This is a genomic window from Amycolatopsis sp. NPDC024027 (assembly GCF_040638975.1).
Classification (GTDB): domain Bacteria; phylum Actinomycetota; class Actinomycetes; order Mycobacteriales; family Pseudonocardiaceae; genus Amycolatopsis.
Window position 1 is genome coordinate 198,098 of sequence record NZ_JBEZYY010000006.1, and the last position, 21,430, is coordinate 219,527.

At 71.9% G+C, this 21,430-nt stretch carries 21 protein-coding genes and 1 pseudogene; 16 read left to right on the forward strand and 6 right to left on the reverse strand.

The window, feature by feature from the left end; genetic code table 11:
- Positions 1-102 precede the first annotated feature (102 nt).
- Positions 103-2,406, forward strand: coding sequence for a PQQ-dependent sugar dehydrogenase (locus tag AB0F52_RS17500; protein WP_360171355.1), 2,304 nt, complete (start codon positions 103-105; stop codon positions 2,404-2,406).
- 34 nt (positions 2,407-2,440) lie between these two features.
- Here AB0F52_RS17500 and AB0F52_RS17505 read toward each other — a convergent pair whose 3' ends face one another.
- The gene (locus AB0F52_RS17505) at positions 2,441-3,802 is read right to left on the reverse strand and encodes a sigma-70 family RNA polymerase sigma factor (protein WP_360171358.1); all 1,362 of its coding nucleotides are present in this window, start codon (positions 3,800-3,802) and stop codon (positions 2,441-2,443) included.
- 317 nt (positions 3,803-4,119) lie between these two features.
- On the opposite strand from AB0F52_RS17505, the gene AB0F52_RS17510 reads away from it, so the two are divergent.
- Entirely contained in the window at positions 4,120-5,517 is a 1,398-nt protein-coding gene (locus AB0F52_RS17510; protein WP_360171361.1) for an alpha/beta hydrolase domain-containing protein, read from the forward strand.
- A 164-nt stretch (positions 5,518-5,681) separates the two neighbouring features.
- Entirely contained in the window at positions 5,682-7,268 is a 1,587-nt protein-coding gene (gene fadD8, locus AB0F52_RS17515; protein ID WP_360171364.1) for a fatty-acid--CoA ligase FadD8, read from the forward strand.
- 415 nt (positions 7,269-7,683) lie between these two features.
- On the opposite strand, the gene AB0F52_RS17520 is transcribed toward fadD8, so the two are convergent.
- Positions 7,684-8,526 carry a protocatechuate dioxygenase gene (locus AB0F52_RS17520; RefSeq protein ID WP_360171367.1) on the reverse strand — a complete coding sequence of 281 codons (843 nt, stop codon included), beginning with the start codon at positions 8,524-8,526 and terminating at the stop codon, positions 7,684-7,686.
- Positions 8,527-8,703: 177 nt separating this feature from the next.
- Between AB0F52_RS17520 and AB0F52_RS17525 the strand changes: the two genes are divergently transcribed.
- The 6 genes from AB0F52_RS17525 to AB0F52_RS17550 all read left to right on the forward strand — a co-directional run bounded on the left by AB0F52_RS17525 (position 8,704) and on the right by AB0F52_RS17550 (position 13,256).
- Positions 8,704-9,093: a nuclear transport factor 2 family protein gene (locus tag AB0F52_RS17525; RefSeq protein ID WP_360171370.1), complete on the forward strand. Its 390-nt coding sequence runs from the start codon at positions 8,704-8,706 to the stop codon at positions 9,091-9,093.
- A gap of 6 nt (positions 9,094-9,099) precedes the next feature.
- Positions 9,100-9,666, forward strand: a complete 567-nt coding sequence (locus tag AB0F52_RS17530; RefSeq protein WP_360172037.1) for a PadR family transcriptional regulator — start codon at positions 9,100-9,102, stop codon at positions 9,664-9,666.
- 59 nt (positions 9,667-9,725) lie between these two features.
- On the forward strand, positions 9,726-10,916 hold the full coding sequence (locus AB0F52_RS17535; RefSeq protein WP_360171373.1) for a hypothetical protein: 1,191 nt from the start codon (positions 9,726-9,728) through the stop codon (positions 10,914-10,916).
- 118 nt (positions 10,917-11,034) lie between these two features.
- On the forward strand, positions 11,035-11,907 hold the full coding sequence (locus AB0F52_RS17540) for a helix-turn-helix transcriptional regulator (RefSeq protein WP_360171376.1): 873 nt from the start codon (positions 11,035-11,037) through the stop codon (positions 11,905-11,907).
- Between the two features lie 79 nt (positions 11,908-11,986).
- Positions 11,987-12,880 carry an MBL fold metallo-hydrolase gene (locus AB0F52_RS17545; protein ID WP_360171379.1) on the forward strand — a complete coding sequence of 298 codons (894 nt, stop codon included), beginning with the start codon at positions 11,987-11,989 and terminating at the stop codon, positions 12,878-12,880.
- 115 nt (positions 12,881-12,995) lie between these two features.
- The gene (locus tag AB0F52_RS17550; RefSeq protein ID WP_103335934.1) at positions 12,996-13,256 is read left to right on the forward strand and encodes a GlsB/YeaQ/YmgE family stress response membrane protein; all 261 of its coding nucleotides are present in this window, start codon (positions 12,996-12,998) and stop codon (positions 13,254-13,256) included.
- 44 nt (positions 13,257-13,300) lie between these two features.
- On the opposite strand, the gene AB0F52_RS17555 is transcribed toward AB0F52_RS17550, so the two are convergent.
- The gene (locus tag AB0F52_RS17555) at positions 13,301-14,407 is read right to left on the reverse strand and encodes a S1 family peptidase (RefSeq protein WP_360171382.1); all 1,107 of its coding nucleotides are present in this window, start codon (positions 14,405-14,407) and stop codon (positions 13,301-13,303) included.
- A gap of 325 nt (positions 14,408-14,732) precedes the next feature.
- On the opposite strand from AB0F52_RS17555, the gene AB0F52_RS17560 reads away from it, so the two are divergent.
- Positions 14,733-15,518, forward strand: a complete 786-nt coding sequence (locus tag AB0F52_RS17560; protein ID WP_360171384.1) for a hypothetical protein — start codon at positions 14,733-14,735, stop codon at positions 15,516-15,518.
- 192 nt (positions 15,519-15,710) lie between these two features.
- Here AB0F52_RS17560 and AB0F52_RS17565 read toward each other — a convergent pair whose 3' ends face one another.
- Both AB0F52_RS17565 and AB0F52_RS17570 read right to left on the reverse strand, forming a co-directional pair.
- Positions 15,711-16,592 carry a TIGR03854 family LLM class F420-dependent oxidoreductase gene (locus tag AB0F52_RS17565; RefSeq protein WP_360171387.1) on the reverse strand — a complete coding sequence of 294 codons (882 nt, stop codon included), beginning with the start codon at positions 16,590-16,592 and terminating at the stop codon, positions 15,711-15,713.
- Positions 16,593-16,647: 55 nt separating this feature from the next.
- Positions 16,648-17,085, reverse strand: coding sequence for a MarR family transcriptional regulator (locus AB0F52_RS17570; RefSeq protein ID WP_360171390.1), 438 nt, complete (start codon positions 17,083-17,085; stop codon positions 16,648-16,650).
- 70 nt (positions 17,086-17,155) lie between these two features.
- On the opposite strand from AB0F52_RS17570, the gene AB0F52_RS17575 reads away from it, so the two are divergent.
- The 4 genes and pseudogenes from AB0F52_RS17575 to AB0F52_RS17590 all read left to right on the forward strand — a co-directional run bounded on the left by AB0F52_RS17575 (position 17,156) and on the right by AB0F52_RS17590 (position 18,993).
- Positions 17,156-17,548, forward strand: a complete 393-nt coding sequence (locus AB0F52_RS17575; RefSeq protein ID WP_360171394.1) for a DUF5313 domain-containing protein — start codon at positions 17,156-17,158, stop codon at positions 17,546-17,548.
- A gap of 22 nt (positions 17,549-17,570) precedes the next feature.
- Positions 17,571-18,506 (forward strand): RluA family pseudouridine synthase, encoded by a 936-nt coding sequence (locus AB0F52_RS17580; protein WP_360171397.1) that lies wholly within the window; start codon positions 17,571-17,573, stop codon positions 18,504-18,506.
- Positions 18,507-18,581: 75 nt separating this feature from the next.
- Positions 18,582-18,686: pseudogene (locus tag AB0F52_RS17585) on the forward strand (DUF1211 domain-containing protein); the annotation flags it as partial.
- A 151-nt stretch (positions 18,687-18,837) separates the two neighbouring features.
- Positions 18,838-18,993, forward strand: coding sequence for a hypothetical protein (locus tag AB0F52_RS17590; protein WP_360172073.1), 156 nt, complete (start codon positions 18,838-18,840; stop codon positions 18,991-18,993).
- Positions 18,994-18,997: 4 nt separating this feature from the next.
- Here the strand turns inward: AB0F52_RS17590 and AB0F52_RS17595 are convergent, their stop codons facing one another.
- On the reverse strand, positions 18,998-19,576 hold the full coding sequence (locus AB0F52_RS17595; RefSeq protein WP_360172040.1) for a hypothetical protein: 579 nt from the start codon (positions 19,574-19,576) through the stop codon (positions 18,998-19,000).
- 242 nt (positions 19,577-19,818) lie between these two features.
- On the opposite strand from AB0F52_RS17595, the gene AB0F52_RS17600 reads away from it, so the two are divergent.
- Both AB0F52_RS17600 and AB0F52_RS17605 read left to right on the forward strand, forming a co-directional pair.
- Complete coding sequence (locus AB0F52_RS17600) at positions 19,819-20,394, forward strand: dihydrofolate reductase family protein (protein WP_360171400.1); 576 nt, start codon at positions 19,819-19,821, stop codon at positions 20,392-20,394.
- A 77-nt stretch (positions 20,395-20,471) separates the two neighbouring features.
- Complete coding sequence (locus tag AB0F52_RS17605; RefSeq protein ID WP_360171405.1) at positions 20,472-21,098, forward strand: alpha-ketoglutarate-dependent dioxygenase AlkB; 627 nt, start codon at positions 20,472-20,474, stop codon at positions 21,096-21,098.
- Positions 21,099-21,430 lie beyond the last annotated feature (332 nt).

Below are 21,430 nucleotides of genomic sequence, written 5' to 3' on the forward strand. Positions count from 1 at the left end.
TTCGTGCACATTCTTGTCTGTGCCGTAACAACATTCGGGCTTCCCGCGCCATAACGGACGGCGTTCGCGCCAGTCCGGTCCCCGCCGCACGAGGAGTTCGTGATGGGTATTCGTCGTTCCCTGGTTCCGCGAAGATCAAGACGCGCACTGGCGGCGGGGGTGGTCGTGCCCCTCGCCGGTGCCCTCGCGGTGGCTGTCGCCGCCGCGGCCCCGGCCGCCGCCGTGCCCGCCGGCTTCACCGACACGGTCGCCATCGGCGGCCTCAGCTCGCCGACCGCCGCCGCGTTCGCCCCCGACGGGCGGGTGTTCGTCGCGGAGAAGAGCGGCCTGCTCAAGGTGTTCGACTCCCTCGCCGACCCGACGGCGACCGTGTTCGCCGACCTCCGCACACCCACGCAGGACTTCTGGGACCGCGGCCTGCTCGGGCTGGCGGTCGACCCGGCGTTCCCGGCCCGGCCGTACGTCTACGTCTCCTACACCCTCGACGCCCTGCCGGGCGGGACCGCGCCGAAGTGGGGCGACACCTGCCCGACCCCGCCGGGCGCGACCGACTCCGGCTGCGTCGTGACCGGCCGCGTCTCCCGGCTGACCATGGGCCCCGACGGGACGGCGGTCAGCGAGAAACCGCTGGTCACCGGCTGGTGCCAGCAGTTCCCCAGCCATTCGGTCGGCGCACTGGCCTTCGGCCCGGACGGCGCCCTGTACGCGGGCGGCGGCGACGGTGCCAGCTTCAACTTCGCCGACTACGGCCAGGTCGGCAACCCCTGCGCCGACCCGCCCTCGCCGGCCGGCACGAACCTGTCCCCGCCGTCGGCCGAAGGCGGCGCGCTGCGGTCGCAGTCCCCGCGCCGCGCGGCCGGGCAGCCCGTGCTGCTCAACGGCGCGCTCCTGCGCATCGACCCCGACACCGGCGACGGCCTGCCCGGCAACCCGTTCGCGAGCAGCACCGACGCCAACGCCCGGCGCGTCATCGCCTACGGCTCGCGCAACCAGTTCCGGTTCGGGTTCCGCCCCGGCACGAGCGAACTGTGGGCCGGTGACGTCGGCTGGAACACCTGGGAAGAGATCAACCGCATCCCGAACGCCGGCGACGCCGTGGCCGAGAACTTCGGCTGGCCCTGCTTCGAAGGCACCGGACGCCAGGCCGGCTACGACGGCGCGAACCTCGACCGCTGCGAATCGCTGTACTCCGCCGGCGGCCAGACCGCGCCGTTCTACGCCTACAACCACGGCGCCAAGGTCGTGGCCACCGACCCGTGTCCCACCGGCGGCTCCTCGATCAGCGGGATCGCCTTCGAGTCGGGCAGCACCTACCCGGCCGAGTACGCCGGCGCGCTGTTCTTCGCCGACTCCTCCCGCGGCTGCATCTGGGCGATGCAGACCGTCGCCGGCCAGCCCAGCCCCACCAAGCTGGTGCCCTTCGTGACCGGCGTCAGCACGCCGGTGCAGGTGCTCACCGGCCCCGGCGGTGACCTCTTCTACGTCGCGCTGGGCAGCGGTGAACTGCGCCGGGTGAGCTACGCCGGTGGCACCAACCGGCCGCCGGTCGCCGCGGCCACCGCGACGCCGTCCAGCGGGGCGGCGCCCCTGACCGTCCAGTTCGACGGCACCGGCTCCACCGACCCCGACGCCGGCGACACGCTCTCCTACGCCTGGGACCTCGACGCGGACGGCGCCTACGACGACTCCGCGGCCCCGCGACCCACCTGGACCTACACCACCGCCGCGGCGGTCGACGCCGGGCTGCGGGTGACCGACTCCCACGGCGCGTCGGCGACCACGACGGTCCGGGTGACCGTCGGGACCCCGCCCGGGCTCGACCCGGTGCCGGTCATCGACACCCCGGCCGCCACGCTGACCTGGTCGGTCGGGCAGACGGTGCCGTTCTCCGGGCGCGCCGTCGACGCCCAGGACGGCGAACTGCCACCCTCGGCGCTGTCGTGGCGGCTCGCCATCCGGCACTGCGCGGCCAACGGCACCTGCCACACCCACAACGTCCAGGACTTCCCCGGCGTCGCCGCGGGGTCGTTCGTCGCGCCGGACCACGAATACCCGTCGTACCTGCAGCTGACGCTGACCGCGACGGACTCGACGGGCCGCACCGGGTCCACGACGATCGACCTCCAGCCGAAGACGGTGACGCTGAACTTCACCTCGAGCCCCAGCCAGGCGATGCTCACCGTCGGCGGGACCCAGCAGCGCACGCCGTTCTCCCGGACGGTGATCGCCGGATCGACCAACTCGATCAGCGCGAACAGCCCGCAGAACCTGCCCCCGCTGAACATGAAGTACGCCTTCACCAGCTGGGTGCACGGCGGGGCGCGGACGCAGAACGTCGTCGCGCCGCCGACGGGGGCGACCTACCAGGCGAACTACCGGCTCTGCTGGCTGCTGCAGCCCTGCTGACCGGGATGACCCGGCGTCGCGCGGCGCCGCCGGGTCATTCCCCGGGGTTCTTCGTCTTCTCGGCCTTCTTCGACTCTTTCGCGGATTCCTTCGCAGCCTTCGACGAGGACTTGGCCGCCTGCTTGGACTCCTTCGCGGCCGGGTCGTTCCCGAGGCCGTTCCCGTTGTTGCCGTTCCCGTTGCCGTTGTTCCCGTTCCCGTTGCCGTTGTTCCCGTTCCCGTTGCCGTTGCCGTTGTTGCCGCTGCCCGCCGCCGCCGGCTGCCCGGAGACAGCGGCCCCCGACGACTCGCCCGCGGGCTGCGCGCCCGTCGGCTCCACGCCGGAGGCTCCGGGCCCGGTCGTGACCTGCGCGTCCGACGGCGACGTGACACCGCCCGGCGGGACACCGGAGCCGGCCTGCGGCCCGGTCCGCACGGGCTGGGTCGTGGTGCCCTCACCCCCGGACAGCGGCGGCGGGGCGTCACTCGACGTGCTCGCGCCGATCGTCACCGTGGTGACCAGGGCCGCGCCCGCGGCGGCCACCTTCGCCGCGGTGGCCCACGACAGGGCGGACGCACCCGAGCCGGCGGCAGCGCCGGACGAAGCGAGCGACCCGGTGCTGGTCAGCCAGTGCGAGACGACCGGCAGGCCCAGGATGAGCGGCGCCACCGTGGCGGGCAGCTCTTCGTTGAGCTCCCGCAGGCCGGCGGCCAGTTTCCGGCAGTCCGCGCAGCGATCCAGGTGGGCGGTGATCCGGTGCGCCTTGTGGTCGGAGATGCCGTCGCGCACCCACCGGGCCAGCTGGGCGGAGACGTTCTTGCAGTTGCGCCGCCGCGCCTCGGGAACGTGCTGGTCCAGGTAGGCCTGGCGCAGGCCCTCCCGGGCGCGGTAGGCCAGCGCGGCCACCCCGTTCGGCGTCATCCCGAGGTCCTCGGCGATCCGGGCGGGCGACTCGCCGTCGATCTCGGTCCGCCACAGCACCGTGCGCCACCGCTCGGGCAGGCTCGCGAACGCGTCCGCCGCGACCGTGGCGTGCAACCGGCTGCCGACCGGCTCGTCACTGCCCGCACCCGGCAGGACGTCCGGTACCTCGGCCACCACCGAGACGGCCGCGTCGCGCCGACGCCAGCTGATCATCGTGTTCCGGATGGTCGTCAGCAGGTACGGCCGGAAATCCTCGTCCGGCCCGTCGCCGGAGCGCAGAATCCGCAGTACGCGGGTGAATCCTTCGGCGATCAGGTCGTCGCGCTCCGCCCGGTCGGCGGCGATCGCGGCCGCCACCCGGCGGGCGGCGGGGAGGTGCCGGTCGTAGAGCTCGCCGTACGCCGCGATGTCGCCACCGCGGACCGCCGCGATCAAGGCCGCGTCGCTCGGGACGTCCGTCGTCCCGGCCACCGCCGGCGCCACTTCGGTCACCACTCCCCCTCGCCGTGCGCATGCACGTGCAGAACGTCCCGAGATAGTCGCGCAACGAGTGACACCTGCGCAAGGTTGCGGCCGCGAAAGCACTTTCCGTGAATTGGCCGTTGCCGAGCGCCCACGCCGTCGACTTGTCACATCCCTGAGCGTTCACGGGTGGCTTCCCGCCGCTTCGCGGGCACGCCGTTGCCCTCGCGATTACCCGCGAGTAGAAGACAAAGGCGGCGGCCAGGCCGTCACCAGCCAGTGTCCGATGTGGACGGTACCGGAGCCGGGAGCCGCTCCGGCACCGCCACCGCCAGAAGGGTTTCCCCATGCGCAGAGCGCTGCTCGTGCTGCTGATCGTGCTCCTGCCGTCCGTCCTGCCCACCGGGACCGCCCAAGCCGGGCCGTCCGCCGCCACCCCCACCGTCACGGCGGTGCCCGCGAACGCCGGGCGGGGCTGGCCGGTCAGCGGCGCCCAAGGCGTCCTGGACCTCGCCTCCCGCGGGTACGTCGAGGAGGAGTACCTTCTCTCGGGCCAGGCCGACACGTTCGACCAGGTGGGGCTGTGGACCGAAGACGGCCGCTGGGCCACCCGGGTGGCCACCACCGGCAACCCGTACACCACCCGGATGGTCGTGGTGCGGCCGCGGGACGCCATGCGGTTCAACGGCACCGTCGTGGTCGAATGGCTCAACGTCAGCTTCGGCGTCGACATCCCCGTGGACTTCTCGCAGTCCTACGAGCACTTCGTCCGCGAGGGCTACGCCTACGTCGGCGTGACGACCCAGAAAGCCGGTGCCGACAAGCTCAAGAGCCTCGACCCCGCGCGGTACGGCGCGGTGAACCTCAGCGGCGACGCGCTTTCCTACGACGTCTTCTCGCAGGCCGCGCAGGCGGTGCGGGCGAACCCGCAGATCCTGGGCGGCCGGGCGGCGACGGTGGTGCTGGGCACCGGGCACTCGCAGTCCGCGCTGCGGCTGACCACCTACGCGAACGCGGTCCAGCCGGTGCGGCGCGGCTACGACGGCTTGATGATCCACGGCCGGGCCGCCCTCGCGGCACCGATCGGCGACGGCGTCGTCGGCCCGCTGTCGGCCCGGATCCGCACCGATCTCGGCATCCCGGTGTTCATCCTGCAGTCCGAGACCGATGTCATCGCGTCGGCCTCGGTCCGGCAGGACACCGCCCGGGTCCGCACCTGGGAGGTCGCCGGCACCGCGCACGCCGACCAATACGGCCTGAACCTCTACAACGCGGCCAACGCCCGGGACAAGTCGATCAACGACGGCGCCCCGACGACGTGCGACAAGCCGGTCAACAGCATGACGTTCCGCTACGCGGAGAACGCCGCGTTCCGCCACCTCGACCGCTGGGCGCGCGGCGGCGCGGCCCCGCCGGCCGCGACGCCGATCGCGATGCTGCTCAACCTCATCATTCTGCGCGACGGCGACCAGAACGCCCTCGGCGGCGTCCGGCTGCCCGACCTCGACGTCCCGGTGGCGTCGTACTCCCCCAACAACAGCGGCGGCAACGTGCCGGGCGCGTGCCTGCTGCTGGGCACGACCACGCCGCTGACGCCGGACCGGATCCGGCAGCTGTACCCGGACCACGCTGCCTACGTCGCGAAGTTCACCGCGGCGGCGGACCGGGCCCTGCGGTCGGGCTACCTGCTGCAGCCCGACCGCGACGAGGCCGTGGCCCGGGCGCAGGCCGCGCCGGTGCCGTAACCGTCCACAAAGGAATCCAGCGGGCTCGGCCGGTGGCCGGGCCCGCTGGAACTCGTTCCACCCGTCTCGCCAGCTGACAAACCGGCATCCATCCGCGTATGGTGTCGAAAACAGTAACATGTTCTAGTTTGACTGTGCGCATTCGACCGTGCGAAGGGGCCGGGATGGACGAACAGGCGATGCGGTATCCGAACCACCTCGGCCACCTGGTCGTCTCCGCCCTGAAGCGCCACCGGGACAAGCCCGTCATGGTGCTGGGCGAGACCACGATGACCGGGGGCCGGACCGCCGAGCAGGTCAGCCAATACGCCCAGGCCTTCGAGGCGCTCGAGGCGGGCACGGGCGCGCCGGTCGCGCTGCTGTCGCTGAACCGGCCGGAAGTCCTGCTCATCATCGCCGCCGGCCAGCTGCAGGGCTCGCGGCGCACGGCGCTGCACCCGCTGGGGTCGCTCGACGACCACGCCTACATCCTCGCCGACGCCGGCATCACCACGCTCATCATCGACCCGGTACCCGCCTTCGCCGACCGCGCCCTCGGCCTGCTCGAGAAGGTTCCGGGCCTGACCCAGGTACTCACCATCGGCCCGGTCCCGGAAAAGCTCGCCCACGTCGGCAAGGACCTGACGGCGGCCGCCGCGACGTTCGACCCGCGACCGCTCGTGCCCGTCGCGCTCCCGCCGGACCAGGTCGTCTCGATCACCTACACCGGGGGGACGACCGGCAAGCCCAAGGGCGTCATGGGCACCGCGCAGGCGATGACCACGATGACGCAGATCCAGCTGGCCGAGTGGGAATGGCCCGAGGCACCGAAGTTCCTGATCTGCACCCCGCTGTCGCACGCCGGCGCCGCGTTCTTCGCCCCGACGCTGCTCAAGGGCGGCTCGCTGATCGTGGTGCCGAAGTTCGACCCCGCCGAGGTCCTGCGGATCATCGAAGAGCAGCGGATCACCGCGACCATGCTGGTGCCCACGATGCTCTACGCGCTGATGGACCACCCGGACTCGCGCACCCGCGACCTGTCTTCGCTGCAGACGGTGTACTACGGCGCGGCGTCGATCAACCCGGTGCGCCTGCGCGAGGCCATCGACCGGTTCGGGCCGATCTTCGCCCAGTACTACGGCCAGTCCGAGGCCCCGATGGCGATCAGCTACCTCGCCAAGGGCGACCACGACGACGCGCGCCTGGCGTCCTGCGGCCGCCCGTCGGCCTTCCTGCGCACCGCCCTGCTCGACGCGGACGGCGCCCCGGTGGCACCCGGCGAGCCGGGCGAGATCTGCGTGGCCGGCCCGCTGCTCGCCGGCGGCTACTGGAACCTGCCGGAGGTGACGGCGGAGACGTTCCGCGACGGCTGGCTGCACACCGGCGACGTCGCCCGCGAAGACGAGGACGGCTTCTGGTTCATCGTCGACCGGGTCAAGGACATGATCGTCACCGGCGGGTTCAACGTGTTCCCCCGCGAGGTGGAGGACGTGGTGGCCGAGCACCCGGCGGTGGCGCAGGTCGGCGTGATCGGCACCCCGGACGACAAGTGGGGCGAGGCGGTGACCGCGGTCGTGGTCCTGCGCGAGGACGCCGACCACGACCTCGAGCGCCTCACGGGCGAAATCCAGGCGGCGGTGCGGGAGCGCAAGGGCCCGGTGCACGTGCCCAAGCAGGTGATCGTGGCGGCGTCGCTGCCGATGACCGGGCTGGGCAAGCCGGACAAGAAGGCGCTGCGAGCCCAGTACGAACCCCGTCGCGCCACCGTGTAGGCCGTTATACGCCCGCGGTATCACGAACTGCTGGCCAGGTGGTGAGATTCCCGCCGAACAGACCCGGGGACGGCTGCGTGCCCTGGGACGAGAGAGCGGACGGACAAGGTCTGACCCCGGCCCGGTGCAGTCCGGATCATCTTCGAGTTCGCCGCCGAGGTGTCCGCGGCCGTGGGCCGGGCCGCCGCCGGGGACCCGATCGGCGGCATCACCGAGATCGCCGGGCCGGAGGTCTTCGGGCTCGACGAGTGGTGCGCACGGTGCTGACCGCGCGCTCCGACCCGCGGCAGGTGGTCACCCGACCCGGAGGCGCCGTACTTCGGCGCGGTGCCGGGGCCGGAGGACCTCCTGCCGGGACCGGGCGCGCGGCTCGCGGAGACCACGCTCGCCGAGTGGCTCGCCCAGCCCTGAGGCACTACGCGCCGTCGTGGTCCGGGTCGGCGTTGAGCACGATGCAGCCGACATACCCGTCGCGGGCCCGGGTCACCTTCAGGAGCATGCTCGGCCGGTAGATCGAGTCATCGTCGTTGAAGGTGTCGCGGCCGGTGCGCTGCGCGTACGGCTGGGTCGCCAGCACCTGCGCGTTCACCGCTTCGTCGAACATCAGCTGTGTGGTGAGCGTCTTCTCGTTGCCGACGTGCACCATCACGTGGACGTGGACGGTGCGGCCGCGGTACCAGCCCGGCCAGATCGTCGTGAACTCGACGATCCCGCGCTGGTTGGTGACCTGGGCGCCGCGCAGGTACCGCTTGTCGTCGGTGGGAATGAGATCGGCGCCCCCACCGCCGGGCGGCCTCCCGGTGGGCGGGGTCCCGGTGGGCGGAGTGCCGGTGGGCGGGGTGCCGGCGCCGCTGGAGGCCGCCTCCGCGCCGGAGTACAGGCCGCCCGCGTCGCAGTGCCAGATCTCGACCACCGCGTGCGGGATCGGCTGGCACGTCTCGCTGTCCTGCACCTGCAGGGCGAGCCGCAGCTTCGTGCCCTGCTTGTCTTCGCGGATGTCACTGCGGATCTTGTCGGCGTCGAAGTAGTACGGCCCCTGTGTGGTGGACGCGGTGAGGGTGCACGTCCGCGCGCCGGTGAACAGGGCGGTGAGGTCCGCGTCGGTGACCGCCTGCAGCGCGACCGTCTCCCCGGTGGATGTCGTGACCGCGCTCCGGCCCGCGCACGCCGTGACGAGCGCGCCCAAGCCGACCGAGCTCACGCCGGCGAGCAGCCGACGCCGGCTGACCCGCTGGCCCTCGTGATCGTCGTTTCCCATGCCTGTCCCTTCGTGGTGGGTAATGGCCGGTTGACTTCCGCCTGACCCGGCCTTGGGCCAGCGTGGCGAGGGCAGCTGTGGCAGGCCTGTGGTGAAGCTGTGCGTCGTCGAGCGGTCACTCAAGGCGAAAAGGTACGCTTCCCGAGTTAGTCAACAAATTGAGTAGGTGAGGTGGGCATGAGCAGCTTCCGCAAGGCCGTCGAGACACGCGATCCGGACGCCATGGCCGCGACACTGGCGGAGCACGTCGTGTTCCGCAGCCCGGTCGCGTTCAAGCCGTACCCGGGCAAGGCGATCACCGCCGCGATCCTGCGCGGCGTGCTCCGCGTGTTCGAGGATTTCCGGTACGTGCGCGAGCTGACCGGCGGCGACGGCCGGGATCACGCCCTCGTCTTCGAGGCCCGGATCGGGGACGTGCGGGTCGAGGGCTGCGACTTCCTGCACCTCGACGAAGAGGGCCTGATCGACGAGTTCACGGTGATGGTCCGGCCGCTCTCGGCGGCCCAGGCGCTCGCGGAGGCGATGGCGGCGCAGTTCGAGCAGATCCAGCGCGAAGCAGTCAACTAGTTGAGCATGGCACTGCGGCACGCGCTGATGGCGGCGCTGCTCGAAGGCGAGGCGTCGGGCTACGACCTGGCGAAGGGGTTCGACGCCTCGGTGGCGAACTTCTGGGCGGCCACCCCGCAGCAGCTCTACCGGGAACTCGACCGCATGGCGGCCGACGGCCTGGTGCGGGCGCGGGTGGTCCACCAGGAGCGCCGGCCGGACAAGCGGCTGTTCTCGCTGACCGAGGCCGGGCACCGGTCGCTGCACGAGTTCACGGCCCGGCCGCCCCGCCCGGGTGTGATCCGCGACGAGCTGCTGGTGCAGGTGCAGGCCGTGGACGCGGGCGACCGGGCGGCGGTCCGGGACGCGCTGGCGGAGCGGCTGGCCCGGGCGGAAACCAAGATCGCGGGGTACGAACGGCTTCGCGCGCGCCTGCTGGACGGCCGCTTCGAAGACGACTACCTCGCCGGAGCCGAGCGGGTCGGCCCCTACCTGACGCTGATGCGGGGGTTGTCGTTCGAGCGGGAGAACCTGCGGTGGTGCGAACAGGCGCTGAAGGTCCTCGACCGGCGGGCGGCCGCCCCACCGGCCTGAAGTGTCCGATGTGGACCGGTTGTACGACTCTTGTACGAGCGAGCCGGACGATGGCTCCCATGTCACTACACCGACTCGCCAAGGCCGCGCTGGCCGCCGGCGTGCTGGCGGGCCTGGTCGCCACGCCGGCGGCCGCCGCCGCGGCCGCGCCGGCCACCCTGCCCGCCGGCCAGTACACCCTGACCGCCAACTACAACCAGTTCGACGCGGTGAACAGTGCTCTCGTCTCGACACTGGGCACCGCGGCCGTCCACACCGTGATGGAGAACGCGAACCACGACCGCACCGCGCTGCCGTCTTCGTTCTCCGTCGCCGGGCTCTCGACGGGCTTCCGGTTCGACAGCGGCGACAACTCCGACTGCACGAACTACCCGCAGGGCATCACCACCAGCCGCGACGCCGTGGGGACGGCGAACGGCGGCAACTACGACGGGCACCAGCTCATCGCGGTCAGCTGGTACTCCAAGGACGGCTGCGACGGCGACCAGTCCCGCAGCCGGATCACCCTGGTCGACTGGGACGCCGACTACCCGAACGCCTACCGCAAGATCCTGCTGGTCGAGCCGACCGGGACCGCGGACGCGCCGGACTTCAAGGACATCCCGATCCACGCCGGCGGCATGTCCTGGTACGGCGACTACCTCTACGTCGCCGACACCGGGAAGGGCATGCGCGTGTTCGACATGCGCAAGATCCTCAAGACGAACAGCGGCGGCACCGCCGACCAGATCGGCCACCAGAGCGGCACCACGTACTACGCCCACAACTACGCCTACGTCCTGCCGCAGGTCGGCTCGATCGCCTCGAAGACGACGTCGGGCACGAACCTCGCGTGGTCGTCGATCTCCCTCGACCGCGTCAGCAAGTCGATCGTGATGACCGAGTACACCTGCGCGTCCGGCTGCACGGACTACCCGAACCGGGCGCCGCGGGCGATCCGCTACCCGTTCGCGTCCACCGGCACCTTCGCCGCGACGACGACGGCGAGCCAGGCGTTGCAGCTGCCCTGGTACAAGCTCAACGGCGTGGCCTCGCACAACGGCCGCTGGTGGTTCAACTCCTCCGGTTCGAAGCAGCTGTACTACTGGAAGCCGGCGGCCGCCGCGCAGACGTTCTCCTGGGTGGGCAGCGGCGAGAGCCTCTCGTACTGGGAGGACGACACCAGCGCCGACCTGCTGTGGTCGCTGCAGGAAGGCGCGGGCAACCGCAACGTCTTCGCGGTCACCCAGGCCACCTACGGCGGTGGCTGAGCCGCCCGAGCACGCACGGCCCGTCCGGGACAGTTCCCGGGCGGGCCCTTTTCCGTGCGCCCTGACTGACCCCGCGAGGGTGTGGTTGCGCCACCCCGCCGCTGCCCATACTGGCTGCATGGAAGCCAGACGACGCCTCGGCGAGTTCCTCAAGACCCGCCGCTCCCACCTGCGGCCCGAGGACGTCGGCCTGGCCACCTACGGCGGCCGCCGGCGGGTGCCCGGCCTGCGCCGCGAAGAGCTCGCCCAGCTCGCCGGGGTGAGCGCGCCCTACTACTCGCGGCTCGAACAGGGCCAGTCGGCCAACGCTTCGCCGGAGGTCCTGGACGCGCTGGCCCGGGCCCTCCGGCTCGACGACGCCGAACGACGGCACCTCCACGAGTTGGCCACCGGTGCCCGGCGGCCGCCCACGCCCCGTCCGGCGCCGGAGCGCGTCACGCCGGCCGTCCGGCAGCTGCTGGCCACCCTGGGCGAGGTGCCGGTGGTCGTGCTCGGCCGGTTCAGCGACGTCCTGGCGTGGAACGCCGCCGGCCACGCCCTGTTCGCCGGGCACCTGGCGCCGGACGCGCCCGAGCGGCCCGGACAGCGCCCGAACATGGCGCGGCTGGTGTTCCTCGACCCGCACACCCGCGAGCTGTACGCCGACTGGCCCGCCAAGGCCCGTGCGGTGGTGGCGATGCTGCGGATGGCGTCGGGGCGGCACCTGGACGACCCCGGCCTCGCCGCCCTCGTCGGCGAGCTTTCCGTCCGCAGCACGGAGTTCGCCGCGTGGTGGGCGGACCAGCGCGTCAAGGCCGGCGGCACCGCGGTCCACGAGATGCACCACCCCCTGGTGGGCCCGATGACGGTCACGCACCAGGCGCTGCTCACCGAGCAGGAGCAGCACGTCGTCGTCGCCACCACCGAGCCCGGCTCCGCCTCGCACGCGGCGATGACCCTGCTGACCCACACCACGGCCACCGCGCACGGCACCTTGCCGGCGCGCGGCTGAAAAACCCGGTCCCGTCCGAAGGCACCCGCGAGGGAGGCCGGCTTCGACGTGCCCGGAAAACCCCACCGAGAAGGAAAAAATGACCGAAATCAAACTCGGGGACGTCACCGTCACCCGTGTCGAAGAGCAGCACGGCCCGATCATGCCGGCCCGGGACTTCTTCCCGGACCTGCCGGAATCGGCGTGGCAGGAGCACCGCCACGAGCTGGAGCCCGACTTCCTCACCGCGGACGACCTGGTCGTGTCGTCGATGCAGACCTGGCTGCTGCGCAGCGAAGGCCGCACGATCCTGATCGACACCGCCGTGGGCAACGACAAGCACCGCCCGGCCGTCCCCGCCTGGGACCACCTCCGGCTGGACTACCTGGACCGGCTCCGCGAAGCCGGCGTCCGACCGGAGGACGTCGACCTGGTCGTGCACACCCACCTGCACCTCGACCACATCGGGTGGAACACGCGCCTCGACGGCGGCACGTGGGTGCCGACGTTCCCGAACGCGACGCACCTGATGCCCCGCGCGGACTTCGAGCACTGGGACCCGGCGCGCAACCCGGCCGTCACCGGGGGCGTGAACGAACACGCCTTCGAAGACAGCATCCAGCCGGTGTTCGAGGCGGGGCAGGTCCGGTTGTGGGAGGACGCCCACACGATCGATGCGAACCTCCGGCTCGAGGCCGCGCCCGGCCACACCCCCGGCTCCAGCGTGGTGAAACTGGCCTCCGGGGGCGATCGCGCGTTGTTCGCCGGCGACGTCCTGCACTCACCCGTACAGCTCGCGGAACCCGGGCACAACAGCTGCTTCTGCGAAGACCCGGTCCAGGCCCGCGCCACCCGGCAGCGCCTGCTGGGCTGGGCCGCCGACGAGCACGTCCTGCTCGTGCCCGCGCACTTCGGCGGGCACAGCGCGCTGGAGGTCGAACGCCGCGGCGGCGCGTTCGCCGTCACGGGGTGGGGTCCGTTCCCCCGGGGCTGACCGGGTGAGATCCCGATCACGTCGGCGTGGCCCGGCGCGCTCCCGGGGCCGGTGCCTGCCATCCTGTGCCGTCAATAGGCAGCCGTCAAAGGCAGCGGACGAGAGGACAACCCCCGTGGGCATCATCGCCTGGATCGTGCTGGGTCTCATCGCCGGGGTGATCGCGAAAGCCCTCATGCCGGGCAAGGACCCGGGCGGCTGCATCATCACGATCCTGCTGGGCATCGCGGGTGCGTTCGTCGGCGGCTGGGTCGGCAAGACGCTGTTCCACACCGAGCTGGGCACGTTCTTCGACCTGCGCACCTGGGGCCTGGCCGTCCTGGGCGCCCTGATCATCCTGGCCGGCTACCGGCTCATCTTCCACCGCCGCGACTGACGCACCGGTGGGGGCACCGGCGTGGTGCCCCCACCGGCGGCGGCTCAGTTCAGCGTGACGCCGTAGGCGCTCAGCGCCTCGCCGACCGGCTGGAAGTACGAGCTCCCGCCGCCCTTGCCGGAGGTGATGCCCAGGCCGACGCTGCCGGCGAACAGGCAGCCGCCGGAGTCGCCGGGGTTGACCAGCGCGTCGGTCTGGATCAGCTGGTGCACCGAGCCTTCGGCGTAGTTCACCGTCACGTTGGTCCGCTGCACCGAACCCGAGGTCAGGTGGGTGGTGCTGCCGCTCTTGCTGATCCGCTGCCCGACGGTCGCGGTGCCGGCGGAGCTGATCCGCTGGGTGGTGCCGTTCCACAGGGTGACCGCGCCGGGCGCGCTGCCGGTGGTGTTGCGGATGAGCCCGTAGTCGTTGGTCGGGAAGCTCGAGCCCTGCGACGGGCCGACGTTCCACTGCGCCACCGCGCGGGTGCAGTGGCCGGCGTCGATGAGGTAGTTCTGGCCGCCGCGGCTGGTGTTGAAGCCCGCCGAGCAGCGGGTGCCGCCGCCGGTGATGGCTTCGCCGTTGTAGATCGCGGTGTGCATCTCGCCGGTGACCCGCTCCACGCGGACCCGGTCACCGAGCGACGCGGCCGCCTTCAGCAGGGCTGCGGTGTCCTTGGCGGCGTCGGCCACGGTCAGCACGACCTGGTTGGCCTTCGGGTCGAGCCCGATCGAGGTGTGCGCCACCGCGGGCAGCGCTTGCAGCGTGTCCTGCGCGCTCGCCAGCGCGGCGCTGGAGTGCCGGACCAGCCGGGCCCGCGCGCCGGCCTGCTCGGCCTGTTCGGCGGCGGCCTGGTCCAGCACGTTGACGACGGGCTTGGCGGCGGCGTCGAGGTAGCCGTCGGCGGCACGCGACCCGAGGGAAGCGGTGACGTGCTGCAGGGTGCCGACGCTCGCCGCCTGCGTGCGCAGCAGGGCGACGGCGGCGGGCTCGCCGATCCCGGCTGCCGCGGCGAGGGAAGCGACCGCTTCGCGCTGCACGGTGGCCGAGTAGCCGTCGATGGTGGCGGCGGAGACCGAAGCGGGGCTGAAGAAGCCGATGGCCGCGGTGGCGGCCAGGAGGGTGGTGGCGGAGCGGGCGAGGAGGTGGTGTCCCGGGGACGTTCTGCGCATGCCGGTAACTCACTTTCGCGGTCGCGGGGCGAAGCCGGCGCGAGGGGTGGCCGCGCCGGGACGAGCCGGACGGGCCGGCCCGGCACCGGTGATCCGGTGGGGTCGAGGGTGATCCCGCGCCGGGCCGCCGCGGTACCGACTTTCGTCGGACAGGACAAAAGATAGGTACCGGGCAATTCGCCCAGGGATGTTCCGCGCAGAGCAACCCCGCCACCCGCTGCCGGCGGCGCGGAAAACCGGGGAATTACCCTCGAACGTACGAGAACCGGGGGTCCGCGGTCCGTCAGAATCGGGTGGCCACGGCCACGACCAGGAAGGCCTCACCGTGCTCGCCGAACTGCCGCCCTACCGCGCCCTGCTGGTCGTCGACACCAAGGGATTCGGCAGCAACTCCGCCGCCACCCAGGCGATGGTGTCCGCCGCCATCCCCGATGTGCTGTCCCAGGCGTTCACCCGCGCCGGACTGCGCGAAGTCTGGGAAACCGCCCTCTTCCCGCACGGCACCGGCGACGGCTACGGACTGGGCTTCGACCCCCGGTTCCTGCCCGCCGTGGTGACCCGGTTCTTCGACGAACTCCAAGCCGTGCTCGCCGAGCGCGACACGCGCCTGCGGGCCGCCACGCGGTCGGTCCGCCTGCGGATGCGCGCCAGCCTGAACGTCGGCCCGATCCTCGAACCGGAGCCGGGCACGACCTCGGCGGCCGCCATCGGCAGCGCCGTGATCACCACCCACCGGCTGCTCGACGCCGCCCCGGTGCGCGCGGTGCTGGAGCGCTCGGACCCCGACCAGACCTTCCTCGCGGTGGCGCTCTCCCAGCGGATCTTCGAAGACGTCCTGGCCGGCGAATACGCCCAGCTGCCCGCGTCCAAGGTCGTCCCGGCCGACGTCCGGGTCAAGGAGTACCGCGGCACGGTCTACCTCTACATCCCGAACCCGAGCGGAGACCTGCTGCGCCACGGCGCCGGCGGCGACTACGCCGAGGACCTGGCCGAGGCGAAGGCCGCCATCGAGGCACCGGCGCCGGGCAGCACCACGAACATCATCAGCGGCACACAACACGGGACCGCGATCCAGGTCGGCCAGGTGCACGGCAACCTCCACCACGGCTAGTGGCGCGCGTTCGAGGTTCGTTGACAGTTTCCTGGCGGCGGCCGGCCCGACGCCAGGAATGACTCACTCATGGCGTCGGACGAGGTGAATGAGTCATTCACTGCATCGCCGCGGCCGGAAGTCCGCACTGACCGGGCCGGTTCGGGGAGCGAGCCGGCTCCGGCCATTCCGAACGTCGAACAACTCGCGACGCTAGTTCTGCAGCGGCACCAGTTCCGCCTGGAACTTCTCCAGGAAGCCGTCGAAATCGGCGTGGCCGGGCCGCAGCACGAACTTCGACAACCCGGCTTCGATGTGCTGCTCCACCAGCCGCCGGGCCTCCGGCCAGCTCGTCGCCACCAGGTCCGTCACCGGCACGCCGGGGCTGCGGCGTTCCGCCACCGCCGCGAGTTCGCCGGGGATTCCCCGGTCCGCCACGACCAGGCTGAGACCGAAGTGGTCCTCCTCGATCTCGCGCCCCGCCTCCGCCGCGGCCCGCTGGATGGCGATGCGGGCGTCGCGTGCCTGCGCCGGCGTGTGGAAACTGCCCAGCCAGCCGTCCGCGAGGCGGCCCGTCCGGCGCAGGGCCGCCGGGGCCGTTCCGCCCAGCCAGACGTCCAGGCGCTTCGCCGGACGCGGACCGAGGCGGACGCCGTCGACCTGGAAGAACTCGCCGTCGAACGAGACTTCGTCCTCCTCCAGCAGCCGGCGCAGCAGCACGAGCGACTCGTCGAACACCGCGGCGCGGCGGTTCGGCGGCACCGGGAACAGGCCGGTTTCCGCGGCGCGCGCCGGACGGAGGCCGAACACCGGCAGGACCCGCTTCGGCGCCAGCCCGGCCAGCGTCAGCAGCTGCTTGGCGACCAGCACCGGGTGCCGGCCCGGCAGGATCGCGACGCCGGTGCCGACCTTGAGCTTCGAGGTCCGCGCCAGCGCGTGCGCCATGCCGATCATCGGGTCGACCTCGGGCGAGTAGACCAGCTCGGACAGCCACAGCGAGTCGACGCCGGCATCCTCCAGCTGCCCCGCCAGCCCGGCGAACTCCGCCGGCCCGGTGCCGGCCGCGGGCGCGACGCCCAACCTGATCTTCAGCACGGTTCCTCCCGGAAGGCTCTCTCCGGGAGCAACGCGCGGCACGGCCGGGAATTCCTCAGGCGGTCGCGTCGATCACCCGCGTCAGCACGCCGTGCAGGGCTTCCAGCTCGGAGACGTCCATGCCGAGGGTCTCGACCACCTTGTACGGGATCTTCTCCGCCTCGGCCCGCAGCGCCCGGCCCGGCCCGGTCAGCTCGACCGTCAGCCGGCGTTCGTCCGAGCGGCTGCGGGTGCGCGTCACGTACCCGAGCGCCTCCAGCCGCTTGAGCAGCGGTGACAGCGTCGCGGGCTCGTGCCGCAGGGCCGCGCCGAGGTCCTTCACCGAGCGCGGCGACCGCTCCCACAGCGCGAGCATCACCAGGTACTGCGGATGGGTCAGGCCGTACGGCTCGAGCAGCGGCCGGTAGATCGCGATCACGCTGCGCGAAGCCACCGACAGCGCGAAGCACACCTGCCGGTCCAGCTTCAGGGGGTCCTCACCCAGGTCGATCATGTCCCGATCCTACTGTGTCATCGGTCGCGCTAATGATTAGTGCACTAAGTATTAGTGTACACTCGAAGCCATGGAACGACCGAGTGTGCTCCGCTGGTTCGGTTACGCCGTCGGCGTGCGGCTCCCCGAGCGCTACAACGACTGGGCGTTGCACGATGCGACGTCGAAGCACTGGCGGGCCCGGTTCGTGCTCCAGCGGTCGATCGGCATCGTGCCGCTGTGCGCGGTGTGGCTGCTGCTGCCCGGTTCGATCTGGCTGCGGCTCTCGCTGGTCCTGATGGCCGCCCTGGTCGCGTACTTCTACTCGTGCGCGTACATGGAAGAGAGCATCGAGCACCGGCTCGGCCGGCAGGGCTTCCCGCACCACACCGGCCGCCGCCTCCGCGCCGAGGCCGCCGAAGCGAAGAACGCCGAGGCGACCGCCCGCTACCTCGCGCGCTACCGGACGCCGTCGGAGGGTTAGGCACAGTTACAGTCGGGGCACGATGAGACGCAAGCTCCGCCCGCCGATCCCGCCGCGCCACGGGCTGGACCCCGCCCGGCTGAAACTGCCCGACGGCGAGTGGCCGACCCTGCTGGCGCACCTGGTCGACCGGTTGCCGCGCGTCGCACCGGACCGCATCGAGGAGATGCTGCGCGAGGAGCGCATCCACGGCACCGACGGCCCCCTTGGCGTCGACACCCCCTACGCGCCCGGCTCGTTCATCTGGTTCCACCGCGACCTGCCGGACGAGGTGCCGGTGCCCTTCGCCATCGAGGTCGTGCACCGCGACGAGCACCTGCTCGTCGCCGACAAGCCGCACTTCCTGGCGACCATCCCGCGCGGGCAGCACATCCTGGAGACGGCGCTGGTGCGGCTGCGCCGGGAGCTCGACCTGCCGCAGCTGTCCCCCGCGCACCGCCTGGACCGCGTCACCGCGGGGCTGGTGATGTTCGTGATCACCCCGGAGTCGCGCGGCAGGTACCAGACGCTGTTCCGCGACCGCCGGGTGCACAAGGAGTACGAGGCGATCGCGCCGTACGACCCGGCGCTGACGCTGCCGAGGACCGTCCGGAGCCGGATCGTCAAGGAACGCGGGGTGCTCGCCGCCCAAGAGGTGCCGGGCGAACCGAACGCCGAGACGTACGTGGACCTGCTCGAGCACCGGGCCGGACTCGGCCGGTACCGCCTGGTCCCGGCCACCGGCCGGACCCACCAGCTGCGCGTGCACCTGAGCGGACTCGGCATCCCGATCCTCGGCGACGACTTCTACCCGCGGCTGCACGAGAAACCCTTGGGCGACTTCACGCAACCCCTGCAGCTGCTGGCCAAGGTCCTCGACTTCGACGACCCCCTGACCGGCGCGCACCGCCGCTTCACCAGCAAGCGACGGCTGTCCGCGTGGGACGACCCCGAGGCCTGGGCGGCGCCCCCGGCGTGAAACTTCGCCGGACGCCGGCGGACAGCCTGGTGGTGGGATGCCGGCGTGGAATCCGGGAGATCAGCCGAGCGGCTGGTGTTCTTCACCGACGCCGTCGTCGCGATCGCCCTGGCATTGCTGGTCCTGCCGCTCACGGAGCCGGTGCCGGAGCTGGTCGCGGAGCACGCGCCCGCGAGCGAGGCGGTGACCCGGAACTGGGCGAAGATCTTCAGCTTCGCGCTCGGCTTCGCCGTCATCGGCCGGTCCTGTTCACCCACCACCGCACCTTCGAGCACGTGCGCGCCTACAGCGGCCCGCTCGTGGTCGTCAACCTCCCGCGCTCGCGGTGGTCGTGGCGTTCATCCGGCCCGGCCTCGGCTATTACGCGCTGCTGTTGCGGTTGTTCCCGTCCACGATCAGCCGCCGGGTGCAGCGACGGCGGCCGCAGCCGGCCTGGGGCCGGCGGTCCGGCGGCGCGCTCGACCCACCCGCGCCGCCGGCCTGGTGACGGCCTATTTGTGCCAGAACCTGATCCCGCTCCACTCCACCGTGATCGGCCCCTTGCCGCTCGCGGTGCGGTAGCTGCCGAACTTGTCGTAGTAGCTGCCGCCCGGGCTGGACACCGAGTCCTTCTGCGAGCCGTTGATGTACACCTTGTGCGTGCTGCCGACCTGGTTGATCGTGTTCACCCGGACGCTGGTGCCCACGGTCGCGCCGGTGGCGATCGTCTCGCCGCCGTGCACGGCGTAGAGGCGGCCGCCCTTCTCCACCGCCAGCAGGAAGAACGGCCCGGCGCTGGAGCCGTCCCGGAACGTCTGCTTCAGGCTGATCCGGCTGCCGCCCATGCTGGTGATCTTGAAGGAACCCTCGAACTGGTGGGTGCCGCCGGAGTAGGTGGTGTAGCGGCGTTCCGCGCGCTGGTCACCGCTGCCGGTCGAGCAGGTGAGCTTGAAAGTCAGCCCGGAGATGTCGCCGCAGCCCCGCTCCTGCTCCGAGTAGCCCGGCGAATCCGGGACCCACGGACCCGTCCCGACCTGGGCGTCCGCCGCCGGGGTGAACACCGCGAGCCCCGTCACGACCGCCGCGAGCACGCCCGCACCGTGAAGTCTGCGCACCGTCAACCTCCTGTGTCACTCGAGGCGGCGGTCACCGACAACAGGTTCAGACCTTTGGTCGGCGTGGACACGACTGTACGAGCCCGGGCCACGACGGGCAAGACCCCACTTTTCCGCGCCGGGACGTGTCGGAAGTTTTCGGCCGGGGCGGTGTCGAATCCGGCTTTCCCCGTTCGACAGACTGGCAGAAGCCTGATCGACCACCGAGGAGCAACCCCATGCGCACCCTGATCTCCAGCTCGTTCGTTTCGCTCGACGGCGTCGTCGAAGCCCCCGGCGGCGAGCCGGGCTACCGCAACTCGGGCTGGACGTTCAAGGACATCGAGTTCGACCCGGCCGCCTACGCGATCAAGGGCAGCGAGCAGGAGGAAGCCACGGCACTACTGCTGGGCCGGGTCAGCTACGAAGCGTTCGCGCCGGTCTGGCCGGGCATGACCGTGGAGTTCGCCGGGTACAACGCGATGCCGAAGTACGTCGTGTCGGCCACCCTCGCCGAGGCGGACCTGGTGGACAACTGGGGCGAGACGACGATCCTGCGTTCGCTGGACGAGGTCGCGGCCCTGAAGGAGACCGAGGGCGGCCCGATCATCATCGCCGGCAGCGCCACCCTCAACCGCGCCCTGGCCGACGCGGGCCTGATCGACCGCTACCACCTGCTGGTCTTCCCCGTCCTGCTCGGAGCGGGCAAGCGGCTGTTCAGCGAGACCGACAAGGACAAGCAGAACCTGAAGCTCGTCGCGAGCGAGGCCTACGGCAACGGGGTCCAGAAGCTGGTTTACGACGTCACGCACTGACGGGCCGCCGGGGGTCCGGCCGGTTTTCGCGGTGTTCGGGTAGAACACCTGTTCGAACATCGTGTACGGTCGGACCCATGACGACCCCGGCCCTGCAGGCATCGCTGTTCGGCGAATCCGGCCCCGTCACGCTGCACGACCTCGCGCCCCGCCGCACCGAACTGGGCGCCGGCGCGTGGGTCGACGTGCAGCCGGGCTGGCTCGCCGGCGCCGACGAGGTGTTCGCCGGCCTCGTCACCGGCGTCCCGTGGCAGGCGGAGCGGCGCCGGATGTACGACCGCTTCGTCGACGTCCCGCGGCTGCTGTGCTTCTACCGCGAAGCGGCGCCGCTCCCCCACCCCGTGCTGGCGGAGGCCCGCACCGCGCTGAGCGAGCACTACGCCGGCGAACTCGGCGAGCCGTTCCGCACCGCGGGCCTGTGCTACTACCGCGACGGCCGCGACAGCGTCGCGTGGCACGGCGACACGATCGGCCGCGGCAGCACCGAGGACACGATGGTCGCGATCCTCTCGGTCGGCGCGGCCCGCCAGCTGGCCCTGCGCCCCCGCGGCGGCGGCGAGTCCCACCGCTACGCACTCGGCCACGGCGACCTGATCGTGATGGGCGGCTCGTGCCAGCGCACCTGGGAACACGCCGTGCCGAAGACGACCCGGGCGGCCGGGCCGCGGATCAGCATCCAGTTCCGGCCGCGCGGAGTGCGGTGAAAATCCACAAAGGATGGACGCCGCTCCCCCGTACGACGGCGGGGTGTTCACGCTCGCGGAACCCCCGTTGTTCACCCGGCTGCGGCCGGCCCGCCGGGTCCTGATCGCCGGCGCGGGCGGCGGGTTCGACGTCTACGCCGGCCTCCCGCTCGCCTTCGCCCTGCGCGCCCAGGGCAAGGAAGTCCACTTCGCCAGCCGACGGGATCGACAGCGCACGCAGCGAGGCTGGACATGTCCTCTTCCGGGGTGCCGAGCCCGGACTCCTCCCCGCACAGCAGGATGTCCGTGCCGCCGTCGACCACCGCGTCGACGCGAACCGTGCGCCCCCGGGC